This window comes from Chryseobacterium sp. CH21 (assembly GCF_004119445.1).
GTDB lineage: Bacteria > Bacteroidota > Bacteroidia > Flavobacteriales > Weeksellaceae > Chryseobacterium.
Genome location: NZ_QICI01000103.1, coordinates 1 through 16,971, shown reverse-complemented (window position 1 = coordinate 16,971; position 16,971 = coordinate 1). Strand labels below are relative to the sequence as shown.

At 36.2% G+C, this 16,971-nt stretch carries 16 protein-coding genes, 14 tRNA genes and 1 pseudogene; all 31 read right to left on the bottom strand.

The annotated features are described in order from the left end of the window. Nucleotides 1-90 precede the first annotated feature (90 nt). Nucleotides 91-633 (bottom strand): 3'-5' exonuclease, encoded by a 543-nt coding sequence (locus BOQ62_RS21240; RefSeq protein ID WP_129042332.1) that lies wholly within the window; start codon nucleotides 631-633, stop codon nucleotides 91-93. A gap of 88 nt (nucleotides 634-721) precedes the next feature. Beyond that, nucleotides 722-1,120, bottom strand: a complete 399-nt coding sequence (locus tag BOQ62_RS21235) for a phosphoesterase (RefSeq protein ID WP_228414443.1) — start codon at nucleotides 1,118-1,120, stop codon at nucleotides 722-724. Between the two features lie 5 nt (nucleotides 1,121-1,125). Then, nucleotides 1,126-1,284 carry a hypothetical protein gene (locus BOQ62_RS23725; protein ID WP_228414441.1) on the bottom strand — a complete coding sequence of 53 codons (159 nt, stop codon included), beginning with the start codon at nucleotides 1,282-1,284 and terminating at the stop codon, nucleotides 1,126-1,128. A 167-nt stretch (nucleotides 1,285-1,451) separates the two neighbouring features. Then, nucleotides 1,452-2,432 (bottom strand): peptidase, encoded by a 981-nt coding sequence (locus BOQ62_RS21230; protein ID WP_228414439.1) that lies wholly within the window; start codon nucleotides 2,430-2,432, stop codon nucleotides 1,452-1,454. Nucleotides 2,433-2,586: 154 nt separating this feature from the next. Then, on the bottom strand, nucleotides 2,587-3,603 hold the full coding sequence (locus tag BOQ62_RS21225; protein ID WP_129042331.1) for an RNA ligase, Rnl2 family: 1,017 nt from the start codon (nucleotides 3,601-3,603) through the stop codon (nucleotides 2,587-2,589). Nucleotides 3,604-3,609: 6 nt separating this feature from the next. Further along, a complete protein-coding gene (locus BOQ62_RS21220) occupies nucleotides 3,610-4,173 on the bottom strand; it encodes a DinB family protein (RefSeq protein WP_129042330.1) in 564 nt (187 codons plus the stop codon). Then, entirely contained in the window at nucleotides 4,173-4,544 is a 372-nt protein-coding gene (locus BOQ62_RS21215) for a cyclic-phosphate processing receiver domain-containing protein (RefSeq protein ID WP_129042329.1), read from the bottom strand. Before BOQ62_RS21215 ends, BOQ62_RS21220 begins: the two co-directional genes overlap by 1 nt. 57 nt (nucleotides 4,545-4,601) lie before the next feature. Next, on the bottom strand, nucleotides 4,602-5,087 hold the full coding sequence (locus BOQ62_RS21210; RefSeq protein WP_105703864.1) for a ribonuclease H-like YkuK family protein: 486 nt from the start codon (nucleotides 5,085-5,087) through the stop codon (nucleotides 4,602-4,604). Between the two features lie 119 nt (nucleotides 5,088-5,206). After that, nucleotides 5,207-5,277 (bottom strand) — tRNA-Trp (locus BOQ62_RS21205). A gap of 169 nt (nucleotides 5,278-5,446) precedes the next feature. Continuing rightward, nucleotides 5,447-5,519: transfer RNA gene (locus BOQ62_RS21195), tRNA-Phe, on the bottom strand. Between the two features lie 80 nt (nucleotides 5,520-5,599). Continuing rightward, nucleotides 5,600-5,675: transfer RNA gene (locus BOQ62_RS21190), tRNA-Leu, on the bottom strand. Nucleotides 5,676-6,038: 363 nt separating this feature from the next. Then, nucleotides 6,039-6,110 (bottom strand) — tRNA-Glu (locus tag BOQ62_RS21185). Nucleotides 6,111-6,187: 77 nt separating this feature from the next. Continuing rightward, nucleotides 6,188-6,274, bottom strand: a tRNA-Tyr gene (locus tag BOQ62_RS21180). Nucleotides 6,275-6,464: 190 nt separating this feature from the next. Beyond that, nucleotides 6,465-6,546, bottom strand: a tRNA-Cys gene (locus BOQ62_RS22665). Nucleotides 6,547-6,764: 218 nt separating this feature from the next. Continuing rightward, nucleotides 6,765-6,836, bottom strand: a tRNA-Asn gene (locus tag BOQ62_RS21175). Between the two features lie 4 nt (nucleotides 6,837-6,840). Continuing rightward, nucleotides 6,841-6,914, bottom strand: a tRNA-Ile gene (locus tag BOQ62_RS21170). A 2-nt stretch (nucleotides 6,915-6,916) separates the two neighbouring features. Further along, nucleotides 6,917-6,991: transfer RNA gene (locus tag BOQ62_RS21165), tRNA-Glu, on the bottom strand. Between the two features lie 6 nt (nucleotides 6,992-6,997). Further along, nucleotides 6,998-7,069, bottom strand: a tRNA-Pro gene (locus BOQ62_RS22660). A 68-nt stretch (nucleotides 7,070-7,137) separates the two neighbouring features. Continuing rightward, a tRNA-Arg gene (locus BOQ62_RS21160) sits at nucleotides 7,138-7,211 on the bottom strand. 7 nt (nucleotides 7,212-7,218) lie between these two features. Beyond that, nucleotides 7,219-7,292 (bottom strand) — tRNA-Lys (locus BOQ62_RS21155). A gap of 71 nt (nucleotides 7,293-7,363) precedes the next feature. Beyond that, nucleotides 7,364-7,437, bottom strand: a tRNA-Arg gene (locus BOQ62_RS21150). Between the two features lie 10 nt (nucleotides 7,438-7,447). After that, nucleotides 7,448-7,520 (bottom strand) — tRNA-His (locus BOQ62_RS21145). A gap of 569 nt (nucleotides 7,521-8,089) precedes the next feature. Beyond that, complete coding sequence (locus tag BOQ62_RS21140) at nucleotides 8,090-8,218, bottom strand: penicillin-binding protein (RefSeq protein WP_164976820.1); 129 nt, start codon at nucleotides 8,216-8,218, stop codon at nucleotides 8,090-8,092. 342 nt (nucleotides 8,219-8,560) lie between these two features. Continuing rightward, nucleotides 8,561-9,583: a hypothetical protein gene (locus BOQ62_RS21135; RefSeq protein WP_129042328.1), complete on the bottom strand. Its 1,023-nt coding sequence runs from the start codon at nucleotides 9,581-9,583 to the stop codon at nucleotides 8,561-8,563. After that, nucleotides 9,576-11,273, bottom strand: a complete 1,698-nt coding sequence (locus BOQ62_RS21130) for an APC family permease (RefSeq protein WP_129042327.1) — start codon at nucleotides 11,271-11,273, stop codon at nucleotides 9,576-9,578. The genes BOQ62_RS21135 and BOQ62_RS21130 overlap by 8 nt, the downstream gene beginning before the upstream one ends. After that, nucleotides 11,263-13,641 (bottom strand): hypothetical protein, encoded by a 2,379-nt coding sequence (locus BOQ62_RS21125; RefSeq protein ID WP_129042326.1) that lies wholly within the window; start codon nucleotides 13,639-13,641, stop codon nucleotides 11,263-11,265. Before BOQ62_RS21125 ends, BOQ62_RS21130 begins: the two co-directional genes overlap by 11 nt. Then, a complete protein-coding gene (locus tag BOQ62_RS21120; RefSeq protein ID WP_129042325.1) occupies nucleotides 13,632-14,375 on the bottom strand; it encodes a hypothetical protein in 744 nt (247 codons plus the stop codon). Before BOQ62_RS21120 ends, BOQ62_RS21125 begins: the two co-directional genes overlap by 10 nt. Beyond that, nucleotides 14,348-14,794 carry a hypothetical protein gene (locus BOQ62_RS23720; protein ID WP_228414449.1) on the bottom strand — a complete coding sequence of 149 codons (447 nt, stop codon included), beginning with the start codon at nucleotides 14,792-14,794 and terminating at the stop codon, nucleotides 14,348-14,350. The genes BOQ62_RS21120 and BOQ62_RS23720 overlap by 28 nt, the downstream gene beginning before the upstream one ends. A gap of 117 nt (nucleotides 14,795-14,911) precedes the next feature. After that, nucleotides 14,912-15,480, bottom strand: a pseudogene (locus tag BOQ62_RS23715) (AAA family ATPase); the annotation flags it as partial. 12 nt (nucleotides 15,481-15,492) lie between these two features. Continuing rightward, a complete protein-coding gene (locus tag BOQ62_RS21110; RefSeq protein ID WP_164976819.1) occupies nucleotides 15,493-16,068 on the bottom strand; it encodes a DUF4919 domain-containing protein in 576 nt (191 codons plus the stop codon). After that, nucleotides 16,061-16,717 (bottom strand): hypothetical protein, encoded by a 657-nt coding sequence (locus tag BOQ62_RS21105; protein ID WP_164976818.1) that lies wholly within the window; start codon nucleotides 16,715-16,717, stop codon nucleotides 16,061-16,063. The genes BOQ62_RS21110 and BOQ62_RS21105 overlap by 8 nt, the downstream gene beginning before the upstream one ends. Between the last annotated feature and the right edge of the window lie 254 nt (nucleotides 16,718-16,971).

The following is a 16,971-nucleotide window of genomic DNA, read 5'->3' as shown; positions in this document are numbered from 1 at the left end:
AGGTTGGAAGATGGATGTGGGAAGAAGGAAGTTTTACAGCGTGTAATTTACTTCCAGCCTCCAGCCTCATTCTTCCAGCCTATTGACTATTTACAGAATTTCACTTAAAATTCTGGCTGTATTATAAGCATCATCTGCTCCACTGTGATGAGTGCCTTCAAAATCCATATTCAGGTAGCTCAGGGCTCTTTTAAGTCCTATTTGTTTGTGCAAATTGAAATGTCTTTTGAATTCATGCATCACATTCATATAGTTTTTTGAAAAAGGATTGGTTATCCCGAGCCAATCACATTGTTCTCTGATCTGCTCTCCATCGAAGTTTCCATATCCTGCCCATGTAAGCGGTGCGGAATGGTATTGATCTCTGATTATTTCACAGGCTTCTTCGAAATAGATTCCTTTTTCTTCTATCAGTTGCGGAGTAATTCCTGTCAGTTCTGTACAAAATCTGTTGATTTCTGACCGTTCCGGAATTACATAAATGCTTTGTTTCTGGGAAATTGCTTTTGTTAATAAGTTTAATTTGCAAATTCCTATTTCTATAATATCGACCTGCTGCCCGATGGGAATTCTGTCGTTTTCCCAACAGGTAGCTTCCAGATCGATAATTATGATTTCATTGGTTGTTTTCATGATTTTTTTAGAAATTAGAAGCTAGAGGTTAGAAGTTGGTTAGGTTTCTACTTATCCTACCTTTCAGCTTCCTTTCCATTGTTAATTGTTAATTTCTTGGAGCAAATGGAGGGGTCCACTTTTTCCTTTTCATTGTTTCTTTGACTTCCTCGTAGGAAACCGGATAAAAATTGTGGCAGTCTACCCCAACATCAAAACTGAGTGCCATTTCATCATCCGGCAACGTTCCGTGTGAATGGCCGTATAATTGCCAGACTCCGCGATGTGAGCCATTCCAGGTACGCATGGCGTAATGGAAAAGAATGATTTTTTGTTTACCATTACTTTGATCTGCTTCATCAATTCTCAGTTCGTGGTAATCTCTGATGGAAGCAAATCGTTTGGGATAAGTGAGAGCCGCTCCTTCATGATTGCCTTTGATCAGATGGATATTACCATGTAAGCGATCCAAAATCTCTTTGGTAAAATCCGGTTTACCTAAACTCATGTCTCCTAATGGTAGACTGTATCACCAGGCTCAACTTTTTCGTTCCATCTTTTAATGAGTTCTTCATTCATATGATCCAGTGATTCAAAGGGCCTCTCTGAAAACTTGATAATATTCTCGTGACCAAAATGATGGTCTGCTGTAAAAAATATATTGGGTTTCATTTTTTAATTGTTTTTTTAACTACAAAACTCCTACTGTCATTCTGAATGAAACGAAGTGGAATGAAGAATCTTTAGTGCTTTAGATAGATTCTTCCTTCGTCAGAATGACAACTGCATACATTATTACTCTATGAATTTTATAGTTTTTGTTTAATAAATATTTTAAATTAATTCTTGCGAAACGCTTTATAAAAAGCGGTTTCAATTTCTTCCTGATCGCTTTCCGTGTATCTTCTCGAAAAGTGAATAGGAATGGCTTCTTTTACCTCACACTCATTCATGATTTCTCCTGATGCTGAAGCAAAACTGTGATAATTGATCTTTGCAAATTCCTGATCAGAGTCTTTGTAGAATGTTTCAATGTACACCAAATCTGCTCCTCCAAAAACCGTTTTTATTTTATCATAATTGTCCTCGGCTACTGCATGATCCATGATAACACCTAATTTGTAACCTTCATTAAGTGTTAATAAGTGGAACAGATCTGCTGCTTTGTAAACATTTCCTTCGATTTCAATCTCTTTCTCTGTATCATTATTTTCAAATGCAGTCTTTAGCTCACCAATCCACTTTCCTTTTTTGAAATCTGAAGCGTTTTCACTGAAGCTTACCGTGTCTTTTTCTTTAAACAAATAAGCAATAGAATCTGTTTTGTGATCCAGAATAGCGAAATCAACGCTGACATGCTCATCTTCAAACAGGAAATTCTGAGTGTTGATCAATTCCAGATTCCATTGTGGCGGACGAAGGGTGTAAACATTAATTTCTTCTTTTGAAATAATCTCACGGATTTCATATTCGATGGCTTTTTCATCAATCAAATTCCATGTGTAAGATTTTAATCTTGCTTCAACCTGTAGATGGATATTTTTCGGCCCGCAAATCACTACTTTTTCTCCACTTCCAATCTGATGTCTGAAAATTCCATCAAAATTTGAGAAGTGATCAATGTGGGTATGACTGATGAATACTGCCGATACGGACTGTATTTCTTTCACGGTCAGCAAACTTGCCTCTCCGCAATCACACAAATAATGCTTTCCTGAATTTGGAACTTTAATTAATATACTGATGTCTTCTTTTAAAAGACTTTTTATTTCTGCCTGCAACATAGTTTTTTCCTTTTTTAAACCATAAACATTTTTCATTCTGAAAGAATCTAAATTTCATTTTTCCATTTTTGGTTGTTGAGATTCCTAACGGAATGACAAGCTAACTGCTTAATGAAAATCAAAGATTTTCCAAAATGGTTTTTACGGCTAAGTTTATACATAAAAAAGTTTCGGTAAAAATTTACCGAAACTATACTTTAAGAGTCATCAACTCTTCTTTTATAAAATCAATTACTAAAGAATTCAATTTTTTATTGATCCTTTTCTGCTCTTCTTTTTCAATGCCAGCGAAAGCTGCCGGGAAGTCTTTTTGGAAATCCTCCAGAATATCCTGTGAAAAAAGACCAATGACCTTACCTATTATTTTAGGTTCAAATTCGCCGATTTTGCTCACCACATTGTTCAATCTGTTGACGGTAGCATATTTTTGGATTTCCTCCCAGATCTCCTGAGCTTTTTCACTGAAATGTACCTGTTTTTGAACAGTTTTAGCTTCCTTTTTAACCATTTTGGACTTTTCTACCCATTTTTCATTCTTATTTTTCAGAATGATTCTGGCTCCGTTTCCGAAATATCTTGTTTTTAAGGTTTTTACGATGGTACCTTCACACATATTATCCTCCAGTTGAGGTAATCCAAGCCAAGCCGGAATTTGTGAATTGAAGACATTAGGGAATTTCAAAACTTCTTCAAGACTTCCCTGAAACAAAATCTTAGCATAGAAAAATCCGGTCTCTTCAAAAATATGATTGACCACTTCTGTATCTAAATAGGTAATTCCATTCAGTTTAATATCGAAAGCATAAAATTCGTTGTAAGGTGCATATTCAATACCTTTTTGTACTTTCACAGCATCTTTTACAGGTTCTACTTCTTTATGTTTATATCCACCACCGAACAATTCACCGTAGATCACTACAGTTTCAACATCCGGATGAATATTTTTTACTTTTTGAAACACTTCTATTACATTTTTTCTGTAACGTTCCAAAATCTGGTGGGCATTGAAAAATTTCTCATCTTTTTCGATGAAAGCAGTTCTCTTCGCGATTTTAATTTCCTTTCCGTCGGTAAAGAAAGAGAAATTAGCTCCGTGAACTTTTTCCTGTACAATGAAAACCTCATCCCCAAAACCCTGCATCCTGATCTGTTCGATCACGCGGGCCTGGTAAGCATTTTCTATAGTATTATATGTTTTGAAAATCATTTTGTTTTAGTTTTTAATCGTTTCTGACTCGTTTTTTTTCATCTGAGTAATGTGTCTTTGGGCATGAAGTGAAAGGAAATAAATATATTCATATACATTAATCTTCCCCAGTGCATTCACAGTCATTGTAGTTTTATACAAAAGACCTTCCCCATTTTTCATTACTTCAAGATAGTGTAAGCATTGAAGATATTGTTGGTTTATTAAGCTTCTGACTTCATCTAAGCTTAATTCTCCTTTCGGCTCCATATGTTCTGGTCTTATCCATTCAAAGGCACCGTACTCCCCTATTTTGTCAAAATTTTCTTTGTTGAAACTGTAGTTTTTAATTTCAGATTGCAAATCAAGATCTAAAGAATTCTTCATTGCTTTTTTGGAACCTTTATCAATAAGGATCAGCAGATAAAAATTGGTAAGATAAATATGCTCTAAAATCTGCTGAATCGTCCAGCCTCCGTTTGAAGGCTGATGATTCAACGTTTTACTATCTTTTTCAAACCATCCATCCACTTCGTCAAATGTGAGTTTCAGATGTGTCTTTATATCTTCGATAAATCTAAAAATGTCCATTACAATTTTTCAAAATTTTGCAGCAGGCTTAAGATATTTTCCTTTCCTACCGGATTCATAGAGTGACAATAGAATTTTGGAAGATCCAGATAATTGTCCATACAATATTCTATCAGCCATTTAGCACAGTCGTATCCTGTTTTTTCAACAAATTCCTGAGAATCCTGTTTCAAATAGTGTTCGTCTGCCAAATCATGGTCAAAAGAGATCATTTCCGGAAGTCCTTTTTCCAAAATCCTGTTAACAAATTGCTCGTAATTACGAACAATATGCCAATCGTTTCTGAGGAACATATCCTGTTTGGTATAATGATAAGCCTCAATCGGGTATCTTATATCATCCAGAAATAATAATCTTTTTGTTTTATCCATGATTTAATTTTTATGTTTTTTTAACTTCCATCTCCCTACTTTCCTCTTCCAATTTTATTACACCATCATATCAGCACAATTGGAACTTGCGAAAGCATAAGGTTTAGCTTTGAACACATATCCCATTCCCAGAATATATCCCATGGCATCTTTTAATGCTACGTTGGATTTAAAATCCGGGTCGGTATTAATGTCTGCGTGTACCTCCATTTCCACACCATAAGTATCCAACACAGAGCAGATAGCGTATGCAATTTCAACGGATTTGTTGACTTCATTCAGCATGCGCTCCTTGATACTGATACTCTGTATTTCTCTTTCTTTTCTGATAAAGGTAAACGCTCCTTTTCCCTCACGAATAAATACTACTGCCGTAGCATAGCTAATGGCATCTCCGTATACATGGGAATCTGATCCCACACATACTTTCAGACGGTGTCCGTTGGCCTGTTCGCGAATGATGGCTTCTTCTACCAGCTGTGTGATAGAATGTTGGAAAATTTTTCCATTCATATTCTGCCATGTTTGTTGTTGCGTTTCCATTTTTTCTACATGTTTTAAATTTTGTTTTTAAATTAATTTGTGAATTGTCAATTCGTTTTACGGTCAATTTTTAAAGATTCATTTGCAAAGCAAATTCACTATTGACCATTCATTTTTAGCACTCCGAACCGGACTCGAACCAGTACCATCAGTTTTGGAGACTGAGATGCTGCCATTACACTATCAGAGTAAATGTTGTTAATTCATTAGGACTCGAACCTAAACTCCAAGAATCAAAATCTTGTGTGCTGCCTATTACACTATGAATCAGTTTTAATGATGATTGATAAATGATGCTTGATAATTGATGAATTACTCAGCCATCATTTATCATTGATCTCTTATCATTCATATTTTTGCGGAACAGACAGGAATTGAACCTGTACCTTTAGTTTTTCAGACTAACGTGCAGACCTTCTACACCACTCTTCCGATTATAATTGATAATGATGATTGATGATTGATGAATTGCTCAGCCATCATTAATCATTGATCTCTTATCATTTATATTTTGGTACGGAAAGAGGGATTCGAACCCCCAAAAGCTTGATCCTAAATCAAGAGTGTCTACCATTCCACCATTCCCGCAGGCTTTTTATAAGTAATGAGTAATTGGTAATTAGTAATATTTTCTATTTTCATTATTACTCATTGCTTATTACTCATATGATATCTAGGTTTGAGAAAGCTCTGTCTATTGATAAACTATGCCTGTTAGTGTTTGTAAAGATCTTCTGCGCCTGACAAACCTTTCTCATGTCCTAATTGTATTGTATTTTAAAAAAGTAAAAGGCTGTCTGTTTTTATTGACTAAAGATCTTCTGCGCTCGACAGTCCTTTTTTCTCTTTTCTTCATTTTTTTGTGTGAATGGTAACTGGCCAATTTTTAAAAAAATCTGAACTTTCATGGTATTAATATCAATTCAATATTGACCAGCTATTCACATCCAGTACTCTATAAGGGAATCGAACCCTTGTTTTCTGCTCGAAAGGCAGGCGTCCTCACCGTTAGACGAATAGAGCATTGAGCCACTGACCAGGAATCGAACCTAAACAACAAGAGTACATTTCCTGCATGCTGCCATTACATTATCAGTGGTTGGTGGAAGTAGTAGGATTCGAACCTACTCAGCAGTGAAGCAACAGATTTACAGTCTGCCCCGACTCTCCAACTTCGGCGTACTTCCGGATTTTATGAGCAATTAGCAATGAGTAACTCCTCAATTTTTTCCTTTCAAAAAAAGAAAAGGTCTGTCTTTATATTGAATGTTTAACTAAAGATCTTCTGCGCTCGACAGCCTTTTTCTTTTATTAATAAAGGATATTCTTTGCTATAGATGATAAAAGATTCTTATATCTCCTATAGTTTTTACATTGAGATGGTTATGGGATTCAAACCCACTCAGTTGACACAACGGTTTTGCAGACCGCCCCGACTCTTCCACTTCGGCGAACCATCAGATTAAAAAAATAAAGTCTGTCTCAATTTGTTTGAAGAACTTCTGCGCTTGACAAACTTTATTTTTACCTAAAAATTTATAAATGATCACTATTCAATTCCTAATTTATCCGGAGAGAAGAAAAGTCTGTCTGTATTTCTTGCGTTTGGTGTAAAGATCTTCTGCTCTCGACACACTTTTACTTTTTCTCCTGAAACAATTAACAATTAGTTACCTGCGATTCTGGAAAGACTCGAACTTTCAACTTCCGGTTTAACAGACCGGTGCTCTGCCATTGAGCTACAAAATCATTGTAATTCCGGAAGGACTCGAACCTTCAACCTTCGGTGTATCAGACCGACACTCTAACCACTTGAGCTACGAAATCATTGGTATTCCATAAGGGGATCGAACCCTTGTCGTTCGGTAGAAAGCCGAATGCACTTACCACTATGCTAATGGAACAAATTGTCTGGAAAGCAAGATTCGAACTTGCGACCTCCCGCGTCCAAGACGGGTAAACAACCACCGTTATCTTTCCAGCTTTGGGGTTCACTTCTGTTTCTTTTCCGGGAGACAGCCGGATGGGAAAGTTTCCATGAACCTTTTTGTGATTCCGAGAGGATTCGAACCTCTAACCCTGGGTTTAGAAAACCCATGCTCTATCCGGTTGAGCTACGGAACCGCTTTTGTAATCCCAGAAAGATTTGAACTTTCAACCCCCGGTTTAAAAGACCGGCGCTCTAACCATTTGAGCTATGAGATTGTTTTGGTTTTGTGAATTAATAATCAATTCTTTTTGCTTGTCAATTTTAATTTTACAATTCACGTTTTTTGTAATCTCAGAAGGACTCGAACCTTCAACCTCCGGTGTCGTAAACCGACGCTCTATCCAATTGAGCCATGAGATTTTCTTCTTTGGGGTATCTCCGGGGATCGAACCCTGTTCTCCAGTTCCACAGACTGGCGCTTTACCAAATAAGCTAAAGAAACCATAAAAAAAGCGCCTCTTTTCGGGAGGCGCTTCATATATTTAAACGTAAGAGATCATTAGCTGACCCACGTATATAAGCACCTTTTATCCACAATTCCACTTTCAAGAATACACGCAACACCTGTCGGCTCCTGTCCGAATAGTCTTGAATATCGATTGAATATGTTGTGTAACTGTTTCATTTTATTTTTGTTTGTTTTTAAATTATTTTTAATTGAATCCTGAAAACCTGTTGCTTTCAATTTTCGGTTGCAAAGTAAATATGATTTTTTGGAATCTGCAAATAAATTTTTGAATTAAATTATTGATAATCAATTAATTAAATCTTATTTTTAGAATAGAGAATTTCTGTCCGCAATATTTTGCGGATATCTTAATTACCTAAATGACTGTCTCTCACCGGGTTGCTTATCACTCTATTTTATCGTATTAAAGTTTCATTGTTAATTAAAAAATTTTCATGTTTATGGTTATTTTTTTTCATTCTAAATAATTTCTGACCTAAAAAACAAAAAACGCCTCGGTTTTCCGAGGCGTTTCTGTTATATTTTGATTAATTTTTTACAAGTTTATAGTAAATAATTTCCAAAGTCAGCACATTTCGCCTCATTCCATATCACCTCATCACGCCCGAATAATCCTTTATTAGAAGGACTTTCGAATAGTTCTGCATTGATATGTGCTCTTTGTATTGTCATAATTTTCTGGTGCAAAGATAAATCTTTTTTGATATTATTTTATCATTTTCACAAGGAAGGGTAATAAAAAAGGTGTTTCTGATACTTATGTATAATGCTTTTTTACCAGCTGAAAATCCTCGATTTTCTTGCGTCTTAAAAATTATATATAAAATTTATAAAATCTTTGCGACTTTGCGTTTTCGAACAAAACAGAACTGCCATGTTACCTTCAACGCAAAGTTTTAATTTCAGGAGCTTCTTATTTTTAGGGAGCCAAGGGGGATCAATTAACATTGATTGATGAAGCGAACATTCTATTTTTGCTTAATGAGATTTATTCTTCTTTCCAATTTTTTGTTTTTAATTCCTGAACATTTTATTTCTTCCTGTTTTGAATCTTGAGATGTCTTTGAGAATTACGTCATCATTGGGATTAAAAAATTTCAGCTCATTTACAATTTCAGAACGGGTATTTACTTTTTCCGCAATGATTTCATAGGCTATATTTCTGGTGGCTGCCTGTAACTTCGGATCTTTTTTGAATTCATGTTTCATGGCTTCCAAATAAGTGATTTTTTTGTAGGCTGGCGTGTTTTCGTACAAATTCAGAATTTCAGATTCTAATTTTTTAACGTCAAAAATATTGGCAAAATAGTTATTCAAACAGTTGAAGGCATCTTTATCTTCGTCCCATCCTTTCAACAGTGCTTTCTGAGCATCTTCTGTTTTTTCCATTTTTTTGCGATACACCAATGAAGCTTTTACCATCTGATTGTTGCCTACATAATCATCAGCAACCATTTGGTAATAGTAATGGGCATTTCTAAGATCGTTGATTTCTTTATAGAGATCTCCTACTTTCTCCTTTTGCTCCATTTCTTTGTAAAGGTCAATGGCTTTTTTGTATTGTTTTGCTTTTTCGTAACAAACTGCTGCATCAGATTTATTATTCAGTTTTTTAAGATATACTACTGCTGCTTCATTGTAGAAGCCTCCGTTTTCCAGTGTTTTGGCTCCTCTATAGTTATCCTGCAAAAGATTCATGTATACTCTTGCTGCTTTTTTATAGTCCTTTTCGGCAATATATTTTTCGGCAAGTTCTTCGTATTTACTTCTGATTCTGTCAAAAAGTGAATTTTCCAGATAGAAATTGCTGCTTCCACTGCCTTTTCTTCCTGCTGAATTTCTGTTTTTTTGTTCTTTATCTTTCAAAGAAGTGATCACGAGAAGGATAATAAAGGCTACAATCAGGAAAATAATTAAGGTTCCGATCACACTCCAGAAACTTTCATGGAATAGCTGGGCTACAATTCCGACAACCTTAAACATGGCTAGCAGCACGAATGCTGCTATAAATTTGTCTATAAATTTCTGTCTATTCATCATCATCGGAGTTTAAAATGGTTTTATCTTCTCTAAAAAGACGATAAAGAAGTAGCATCACACAAATTACCAGAACCCATACAAACCAGTTGTACCCAAACATTTTGACCAGTGGATAAAATAAGTAAAACAACATGGCTACAAGGATGGCAATTAAAATAAACTTTATCCATACCGGAACATTGTCTCCGCCAAGGTTTAACGATTTATTTTTAAACAGGAATAAATACAGTCCTACTCCGGCAATCATCAAGATTACCATGTACATAATATCGGAAACCGGAGCCTTTTTCTCTAATGGGCTTCCTTCCGGAGCTATCGCTTTTATTTTTGCTTTATCAATAGATGCAGAAGAAGGGTCTACAATATCCAGCGTACCATACAATTTTCCTAGAGAATCAGCCATTAATGCTTTTCTTCTTTTCAGAAGATATTTTACCACATCCCCATTCACAGGTTTTCCTTTAGTGTATTGCTTCAGAGAATCTGAAATTTTACGTTGTAGCTTCTCTGTTTTTTCTTCCAAATGTTTTGTAATTTTTTTGGTGTAAATGGTTTTAAGAGAATCCCGGCTTTGTTTTTCTTTATTCACAAGCTTTTCAATATCACTTCCTATTTCACTTACATCTCTTCCGCCTCCTTTTTTATAATTCTCTTTGTCTTTTTCTGTTTTGGATTCTATGATTCCTGCGTGAATAAGTTCTTTGGATAATCCTTTTCTCTGCTGGTGATACATTGAATCTATCTTCAGATCAATTTCCGAAGTTCCGGACTGAAAAGCAATCATATCTGAAGGTGCCTTTACTGCATTACTTTCAATTTTCCCTGAGGAAGAGCCTGTTTTTTCCTGTTCCGAATTATTTTTATCTGAAGGCAATGCAATCCTTAGTACAATAGCTGCAATAATGAGCGCCCAGAATACTCTACGGAAATTTCTTGTTCCTGCACTCTCTGTTTTCCCTCCTTCACCTCCGCCAAATAATCCTTCCAGCCAGGTAAATTTACCGAATCCATCTCCTCTGGAAGTTCCCATAACATCGAGAGAAACACCTAGTTCTACAGCTCTTTCAGGATATTTTTCTATGTATTTTAAATATTTTTCTATTTCTTTTTTATTCCCGGCCATTACTTTTTTTAAGTCAAATGGCAGGTTGTTCATCCACTCTTCTTCGGTTTGTTTTGGCTGTAATGTTTCCATTACTTTTTCGTCATCCATTTCCACCGTGTAGCTTTCAATTTTCTGAGGGATTGAAACTCCGTTAAGAGGTTTTCTGATACTTTCATTTATTGTTCCGGGTTGCTGAATTAATGAAATCCAGTCGATTTCTTCAGACAGTTTTACCAATCCGAATTCGGGATGCATAATCAGAAAGCGGGAATCAAGCTGTGCCCAGTCTTCCGGATTTATTTTGGGGTAAAAGGTTGTGTTTTCAGGAATGAAAAGCCTGTCGTCCACGCTTTGAAAATAAGCGTTTCTGCCTATTTCCTGTGGAGCATGATCATTAAAAATAAGAAAACATCCGTACAGCACATTAGGACTATTTGTCGGAATAGCATAAGATGTCACCTTATCTAAATTGATTCCAAGGACTTCCATTTCCTGAAGCCATACCAATGGTGAAGAACCTTTAATTAAAAGTCCTTTTTTAGGATAGTTATTTTTCGGAAAAGGTTTTATTCTAAGCTCCATACTCCAAAATCTGTTCTATAAATGGTTTTAAAAACCTGTCGCACATATCATCCATTGTTCTTACTTTCAACAATGCATGTTCCGGAAGATAATATTCTGACCCGCCAAATTCCGTATAGGTAGCCAACGAGAGGAAACCGCCCAATGTGGAGGGAATAAAGAATTCTTCAATACTCTTGTTACTGCTTCGGAAGGTCAGCATTCCTCTTGAATCGGTAATGATTTCACTTCCGTCAGGGAATGTAAATTTATTTTTATTCTGCTCTGCAAAAATTCTGATATCATACTTGTTTTTGGAAAAATCCAGCGTATTTTCGGAAGCACTGTATAATTCATTCCCGGAAACAACGAGGTTTTCATATTTGTTGATTCCTATTTTATTGAAATTATTGATCACTTTTAATCCGCTTCCTTTCAGCTTTGCAACTTCGGCTTCGGCTTTTATATTATTTTTTTCAAATTCTTTTTCTTTCCCGGTAATAGGTTCTACAGAAATATTTCCATCAATGTTAATTTTATAATAGGTCTCGTTATCCGGGTGATGCAGGTAAAAATTCCGTCCAAAATAAATCAGTCTGTAAGCTTCCGGAATATGCATCCCTGTAAGATTATGGTCAGAATATTCTCCAGTATTAAGATTAAGTTTTAAGATCAGTTTCTGCTCAGGATGATACTGACACAGAATGAAGTGCTGCTGTCTGTTTTTTGCCAGAGCAAACTGTCCTTTGGGTTTTATGGAAATTTTATCAAACAAAACTTCACAGCCATGATGGGTTTTATAATAATCGTAAGAGTGTCTGTCATAATAGTTATCAGACAGATACGTTTTCAATAGTTGTTTTTTTGAACTCAGAATAAAAAATTCTCCTTCGTATAAAAACTTAGCGATTTTATTGACAGGTGTTGGAAATAAGATCGGATAGTTTTGTGGCAGATCTGTTTTCTTTCCATTGAAGTTATGAATGGCTTGTTTTTGCTGCGGTGGATTGGCCCACAGCTCCTGCAATGGAAGTTTTATTTTCTGGATATGCTTTCTTGCTCCTTTATGATGTTTGTAAAAATTGATTTCTCCGTCTGAAGACGTTGTTACCAAAAATTTCAGCTGATCTCTGTTCTGATGTACGACCCGCTGAATTTTTTCATCAGCCATATTATCCTGATGGGTAATGAAGAATACTTCAATATCCTTTTCCGAATGATGTTCATTAAAAAATTTTTCCAGCGCTTCAGAAACTTCCAAAACCGGACTTACCTGATTAAGGTTTTCAACAACTTCTTCCACTTTGTTGAGCTCGATAGGAATACCAGCCTGTCCCAAAGCAAAGACTTTACATTCTGAATGGGCTTTAGGATGTTTGATAACGGCAATGGCCGAGGCATAGGCTAATACTTTTGGTGTCCCCCAGTTTCTAAGGGAAGTATCAATCAGAATAATTCTTTCAAAAATATTTTCTTCAGGTGGGATTTCTCTTTGAATGTAAAGCGCCTCATTATTGGCTACCCGGTTCATGAAGACGTCATCTTCATTGGCAAATTCGGAAAGAAGCATTCTGTGGAAATCACCTTTGTTGGTCATATCAGAAATACCTCCGATGGGTTGTTCACCAGGAGAAAGGTGACGCATCGGGATTTTCAGTCCACTCCAGATTCTTTTGATCAGGCTTCCTACCTGAAAAGTCTTTGGTTCTTCAATAAGTTCTTTGATAAAATCTTTACTGGTCTCTGCTGTTGTTTCTTCTTCTACTACTTCATCTTCCAATTCAGGTTCATGAATCAAACCTTTCATGGCATCAATGATGGATTGTACAGTGGGAAACTTTTCGTTCAGATTCAAAGCGCTTAAATCTTTGTTTAAAGCAGATGAAGCGTCGTCATGTTTTTCTGCACTGACAGCAAGTTCCTGCGGTCTTTTATAGTAGAATCTTAAGAAGCCATCGGAAAGACTTGGAGATAATCTGTTATGTCCGTTTCCAAAAATGGTCTGAAGCAGCACAATTCTGTTCTGCCTTTGTTTATAGGTTTTAGGAAGTTCTTTTATTTTTTCAAGGAATTCAATTTCTTTTTCGGCATTGAATTCAAAATCTTCTCCACTGTAATACTCTACGGTACGTCTTAATGGGCCGGCAAAATCTGTATAGCCATCCTGCATCGCATATAAAACCATAAGCAGTGCCCCGAAAGGAGGCCATCCCACGGGCTGAAGCTGGTTCAGAATTTCCATTACATACGGTCTGTAAGCAATGGCTCCCACCTCCGGCACGGAGAGAAGATTGTTGTCATGATAACCGCAATCTCCAGGAACATCTTCATCTGTTTTCCATTCCCAAAAGTAATTTTCGTAGGACTGGAAATAAGCCTTTAATTCCATTCTTTTGATTTTTCGGTAAGACGGAACGAGCTGACGGACAATGGACGGAAATCGGCTTCTTTAATTAAAAGACTGTTTCCTTTTTCGTCCCATAACAGTAAGTCTTCCGGCTCTTTATTATATTTCTGCTGCAATAGCGTACTTACATTTTTAAATTCAAAATCCAGACCTGCGGGCAGTAAATGTCTGTCTTTGGTCCAATAGGTCTTTCCGGGAAAGCTTAGCAGTGGAACTCCAACAAACAGCGCTTTATCTCCCAGCAATGTCCATTTTATTTTTTCAAGTTTAAATTTGGGCAATGCTATGATAGTTTCCTTAATATCAGCAATATTACTGAGTAAAGCAATTACCGGCTGTTCTTCATTACTTTCTTTCAGTTGTATCTGAACCTGTTCATGAATTCCAAAATAATTTTGGTTGGAAGGAGGAAGACTAAGCTGCAACGCTTTGTCAATCGGAATCCAAAGCAATGCTGTTCGCATTTTTTTACTGGGAACCAAAGAATCTTTCCTGAATAAAAGTCCATCACGAAGTTCATATAAAATAAAATCCGGCAATTGTTGTATTTCAGAAGCAGCTGCCTGTTCATCGGTAAAACCTTTCAGCCAGATCGTGTCATCATCTACAGCAATATGAATGTTTTTCCAGTCTCTGATTGAGCCCAGAAAATCTTCATCAGCACGGGGAATTTCCGCCCAGAATTCTTTTAAACGCTTTGAAGAATCTTCTGCCATAAGCTTTCAATTTCTTGCTGGATATACTGCTTCTGTTCCGGATTTCTGATCCAGTCACAACGAGTCTGCAGATATCTCAGTTTATCTTTTATTACATTTTGTTCTTCGAAACTCAATGTTCCTCCATTCCATTTTTCCACAAGAATTTTTACGTCTTTCATGACTTCTTCGGGATTGGGGGTTTTATTCTGCATCGCTTGTGGATGGGAATCGGGGTGATCGTCTTTTTCAATCGTCCTGTTGATAATTCCCTCCAGAATTTCGATCTGTTCTTCTGTATCCCAGATATGTTTCAAAACCCAGAGGTCGGAAAGTACAGCTTCTTTTCTTCCGCAGATCAGAGCGCTTGCAGCAATCAGGTTCTGAAGTTTAACCGCTCTACGGTCTGAAATGGCAATTCCTGTATTTCGCAGACTCATAATGGTATTCAGATAGACTTCATAAATGGGTTTAAGATCTATTGTTCTACACAAATTTTGTAATTGTCTGATCTCATCCGCATGAATTTCCGGAACTTCGGTTTCTTCTTCGTTTTCCAGCTTTCTTCCGGCTAAAAGTACCTGTTGTAAGAGTTCCGGATTGACATAATCTACATTAATTCTTACCAAAAACGGTCAAATAAAGCATTCAAAGCTTCATCTTCCGGAAGAACGTTACTCGCTCCTACAAACATCAGTGATGGTAGGTGTTTTGTTTCCTTTCCTCTTTTAAAGATTTTTTCGTTGAGCGCTGTCAAAAGTGAGTTCAAAATAGCAGAATTGGCATTGAAGATCTCATCAAGGAAAACCATTGAAGCTTCGGGCATCATTCCTTCTGTATTGGTCAAAAGCTCACCTTCTTTCAGTTTTCTGATATCAAAAGGTCCGAAAATCTCATTCGGTTCTGTAAAACGGGTCAACAGATATTCAAAATTTTTGCCGTCTTTCACTGTTTTTGCCAGCGTTCTGACAATTGCTGATTTTGCCGTTCCCGGAGGTCCGTATAAAAAGGCATTTTCTCTTGCCAAAAGGCATATTCCCAACAGATCTACGACATCATTTTTACCTACAAAAGTATCTTTTACGTAGTTAAGGACTGTATTAAGCTGATTTATATTCTGGTTCATTGATTTAAAAAATTAAAATTTCCACCACTTTTTCTTCTGGGGTTTCTCTTCTGCATTATTTTCTGCCTGTTCATTTCTTTTACTGAATGAAAAAGCGAGTCTCTGATAAGGATCTTTGATATCGAAATATAGCTGCGTTCCATCATCCAGTGTGAGTGCATCCATAATCTTATCTCCATCCTTAACCAGACTTTGTGAAACATCCTGTTTATTAAGATGCTGCCTAACCAAATCTCTTTCATCAGAAATTCTTGTAATGATATAGGGAGAATCTTTGGTTCCAGCACCTGTCTTTTCAAGACATTCAAAAATAAGCTGTGCTATGGTCATTTCAATACTCCTTCCTTTTTCATCACCCAGCTCTTTGTAAGCAAAATATTTATAGATATGAGCTCTTGGGCTTAGGAGAATATTAACATTGACATATTGTATAACCTCTTCAAATTTTCCTTCATTGAGTAAATCCTGCATATTTTCAATATCTTCAGAATAGGGATCATATTCAGGATCATTGATTACCAAATCACGACATTTAAGGAATGTTTCTTTTCTTGGATCGGTTAAAAATTCAAATACTTTCTCATACATTTTCATTGTTTTCTTCGGTTATAGTTTTTAGTTCTCTCCAGAATGCGTCTTTATACATTCCGAATTCGGCAGTTAGCAGTTTATTAATAAACGGAATTTCCGCCAGTTTATAATCTCTTTTTTCTACAATTCTTTCCAGATAGAGTTTCCGGTACGTATTGTCTTTCAGTTCTTCCTTCCAGTTCACATTCTTCAGATCAAGATCATACCCAATTCCGGAATAATGAAACTGTGTCAGAATATTCTCAAGTATGGCAATCAGTGGATCTTCGGGATCAACACTATTTAGAGCAACGATTACCTGTGGTAAAAATCTCAGTGATAAATCCGCAGATAAGATAGAAGAAATATCCCGACTTCCTTTGAATCCGGGAATAAGATTTTCAATATTTTTTTCTGTATTTTCTCTAATGAGATAAAGCTGTGCACTGTGATACAGAACTTTGGCAGCCCATACCGCAGCTTCTTTGTTACAGGGTAATTGGTCTGACAAAAACTCAAGCCGTTCTTTTTCGAATTCTGTTTCAAAATAATCTCCTGCTTCCGCCTCTTCCTGAGGGGAAATTTTCTGTAAGCTTGAAAAAAGAGTAATACATTCTTCCTTACGAAGCAAAAAGATCGTGTCTAAAAACGGTGACTTGGTTTCCATGATCTAACAAAAATAAAATTATTTCGTTGAGAATAAAATTTTTGTGGAGAAGATTCGTGTTAAATATGGATTGTTTGTGGTAATTATATGGTTGGAAAACGCAAAGATTTCTATGTTAATACACAAGAGAAATTTGAATTTTTTATTGACACAAATTCTTCTTTTTGTAAAAATGGCTGTTTTCTATTGATGACAGCCATTATTCTGTGTACTAATTTATTTCTTACCGCATTCAGGACACTCATTTTATTTTT

Coding starts and splice junctions, on each gene's coding strand:
- BOQ62_RS23725 (WP_228414441.1), bottom strand. CDS start 1,284: ATGAAACCCAATATATTTTTTACAGCAGACCATCATTTTGGTCACGAG.
- BOQ62_RS21135 (WP_129042328.1), bottom strand. CDS start 9,583: ATGAATAGACAGAAATTTATAGACAAATTTATAGCAGCATTCGTGCTG.
- BOQ62_RS21125 (WP_129042326.1), bottom strand. CDS start 13,641: ATGGAATTAAAGGCTTATTTCCAGTCCTACGAAAATTACTTTTGGGAA.
- BOQ62_RS21240 (WP_129042332.1), bottom strand. CDS start 633: ATGAAAACAACCAATGAAATCATAATTATCGATCTGGAAGCTACCTGT.
- BOQ62_RS21105 (WP_164976818.1), bottom strand. CDS start 16,717: ATGGAAACCAAGTCACCGTTTTTAGACACGATCTTTTTGCTTCGTAAG.
- BOQ62_RS21225 (WP_129042331.1), bottom strand. CDS start 3,603: ATGATTTTCAAAACATATAATACTATAGAAAATGCTTACCAGGCCCGC.
- BOQ62_RS21210 (WP_105703864.1), bottom strand. CDS start 5,087: ATGGAAACGCAACAACAAACATGGCAGAATATGAATGGAAAAATTTTC.
- BOQ62_RS21110 (WP_164976819.1), bottom strand. CDS start 16,068: ATGTATGAGAAAGTATTTGAATTTTTAACCGATCCAAGAAAAGAAACA.
- BOQ62_RS21140 (WP_164976820.1), bottom strand. CDS start 8,218: ATGACAATACAAAGAGCACATATCAATGCAGAACTATTCGAAAGTCCT.
- BOQ62_RS23720 (WP_228414449.1), bottom strand. CDS start 14,794: ATGAGTCTGCGAAATACAGGAATTGCCATTTCAGACCGTAGAGCGGTT.
- BOQ62_RS21215 (WP_129042329.1), bottom strand. CDS start 4,544: ATGGATAAAACAAAAAGATTATTATTTCTGGATGATATAAGATACCCG.
- BOQ62_RS21130 (WP_129042327.1), bottom strand. CDS start 11,273: ATGGAGCTTAGAATAAAACCTTTTCCGAAAAATAACTATCCTAAAAAA.
- BOQ62_RS21230 (WP_228414439.1), bottom strand. CDS start 2,432: ATGAAAAATGTTTATGGTTTAAAAAAGGAAAAAACTATGTTGCAGGCA.
- BOQ62_RS21220 (WP_129042330.1), bottom strand. CDS start 4,173: ATGGACATTTTTAGATTTATCGAAGATATAAAGACACATCTGAAACTC.
- BOQ62_RS21120 (WP_129042325.1), bottom strand. CDS start 14,375: ATGGCAGAAGATTCTTCAAAGCGTTTAAAAGAATTCTGGGCGGAAATT.
- BOQ62_RS21235 (WP_228414443.1), bottom strand. CDS start 1,120: ATGAGTTTAGGTAAACCGGATTTTACCAAAGAGATTTTGGATCGCTTA.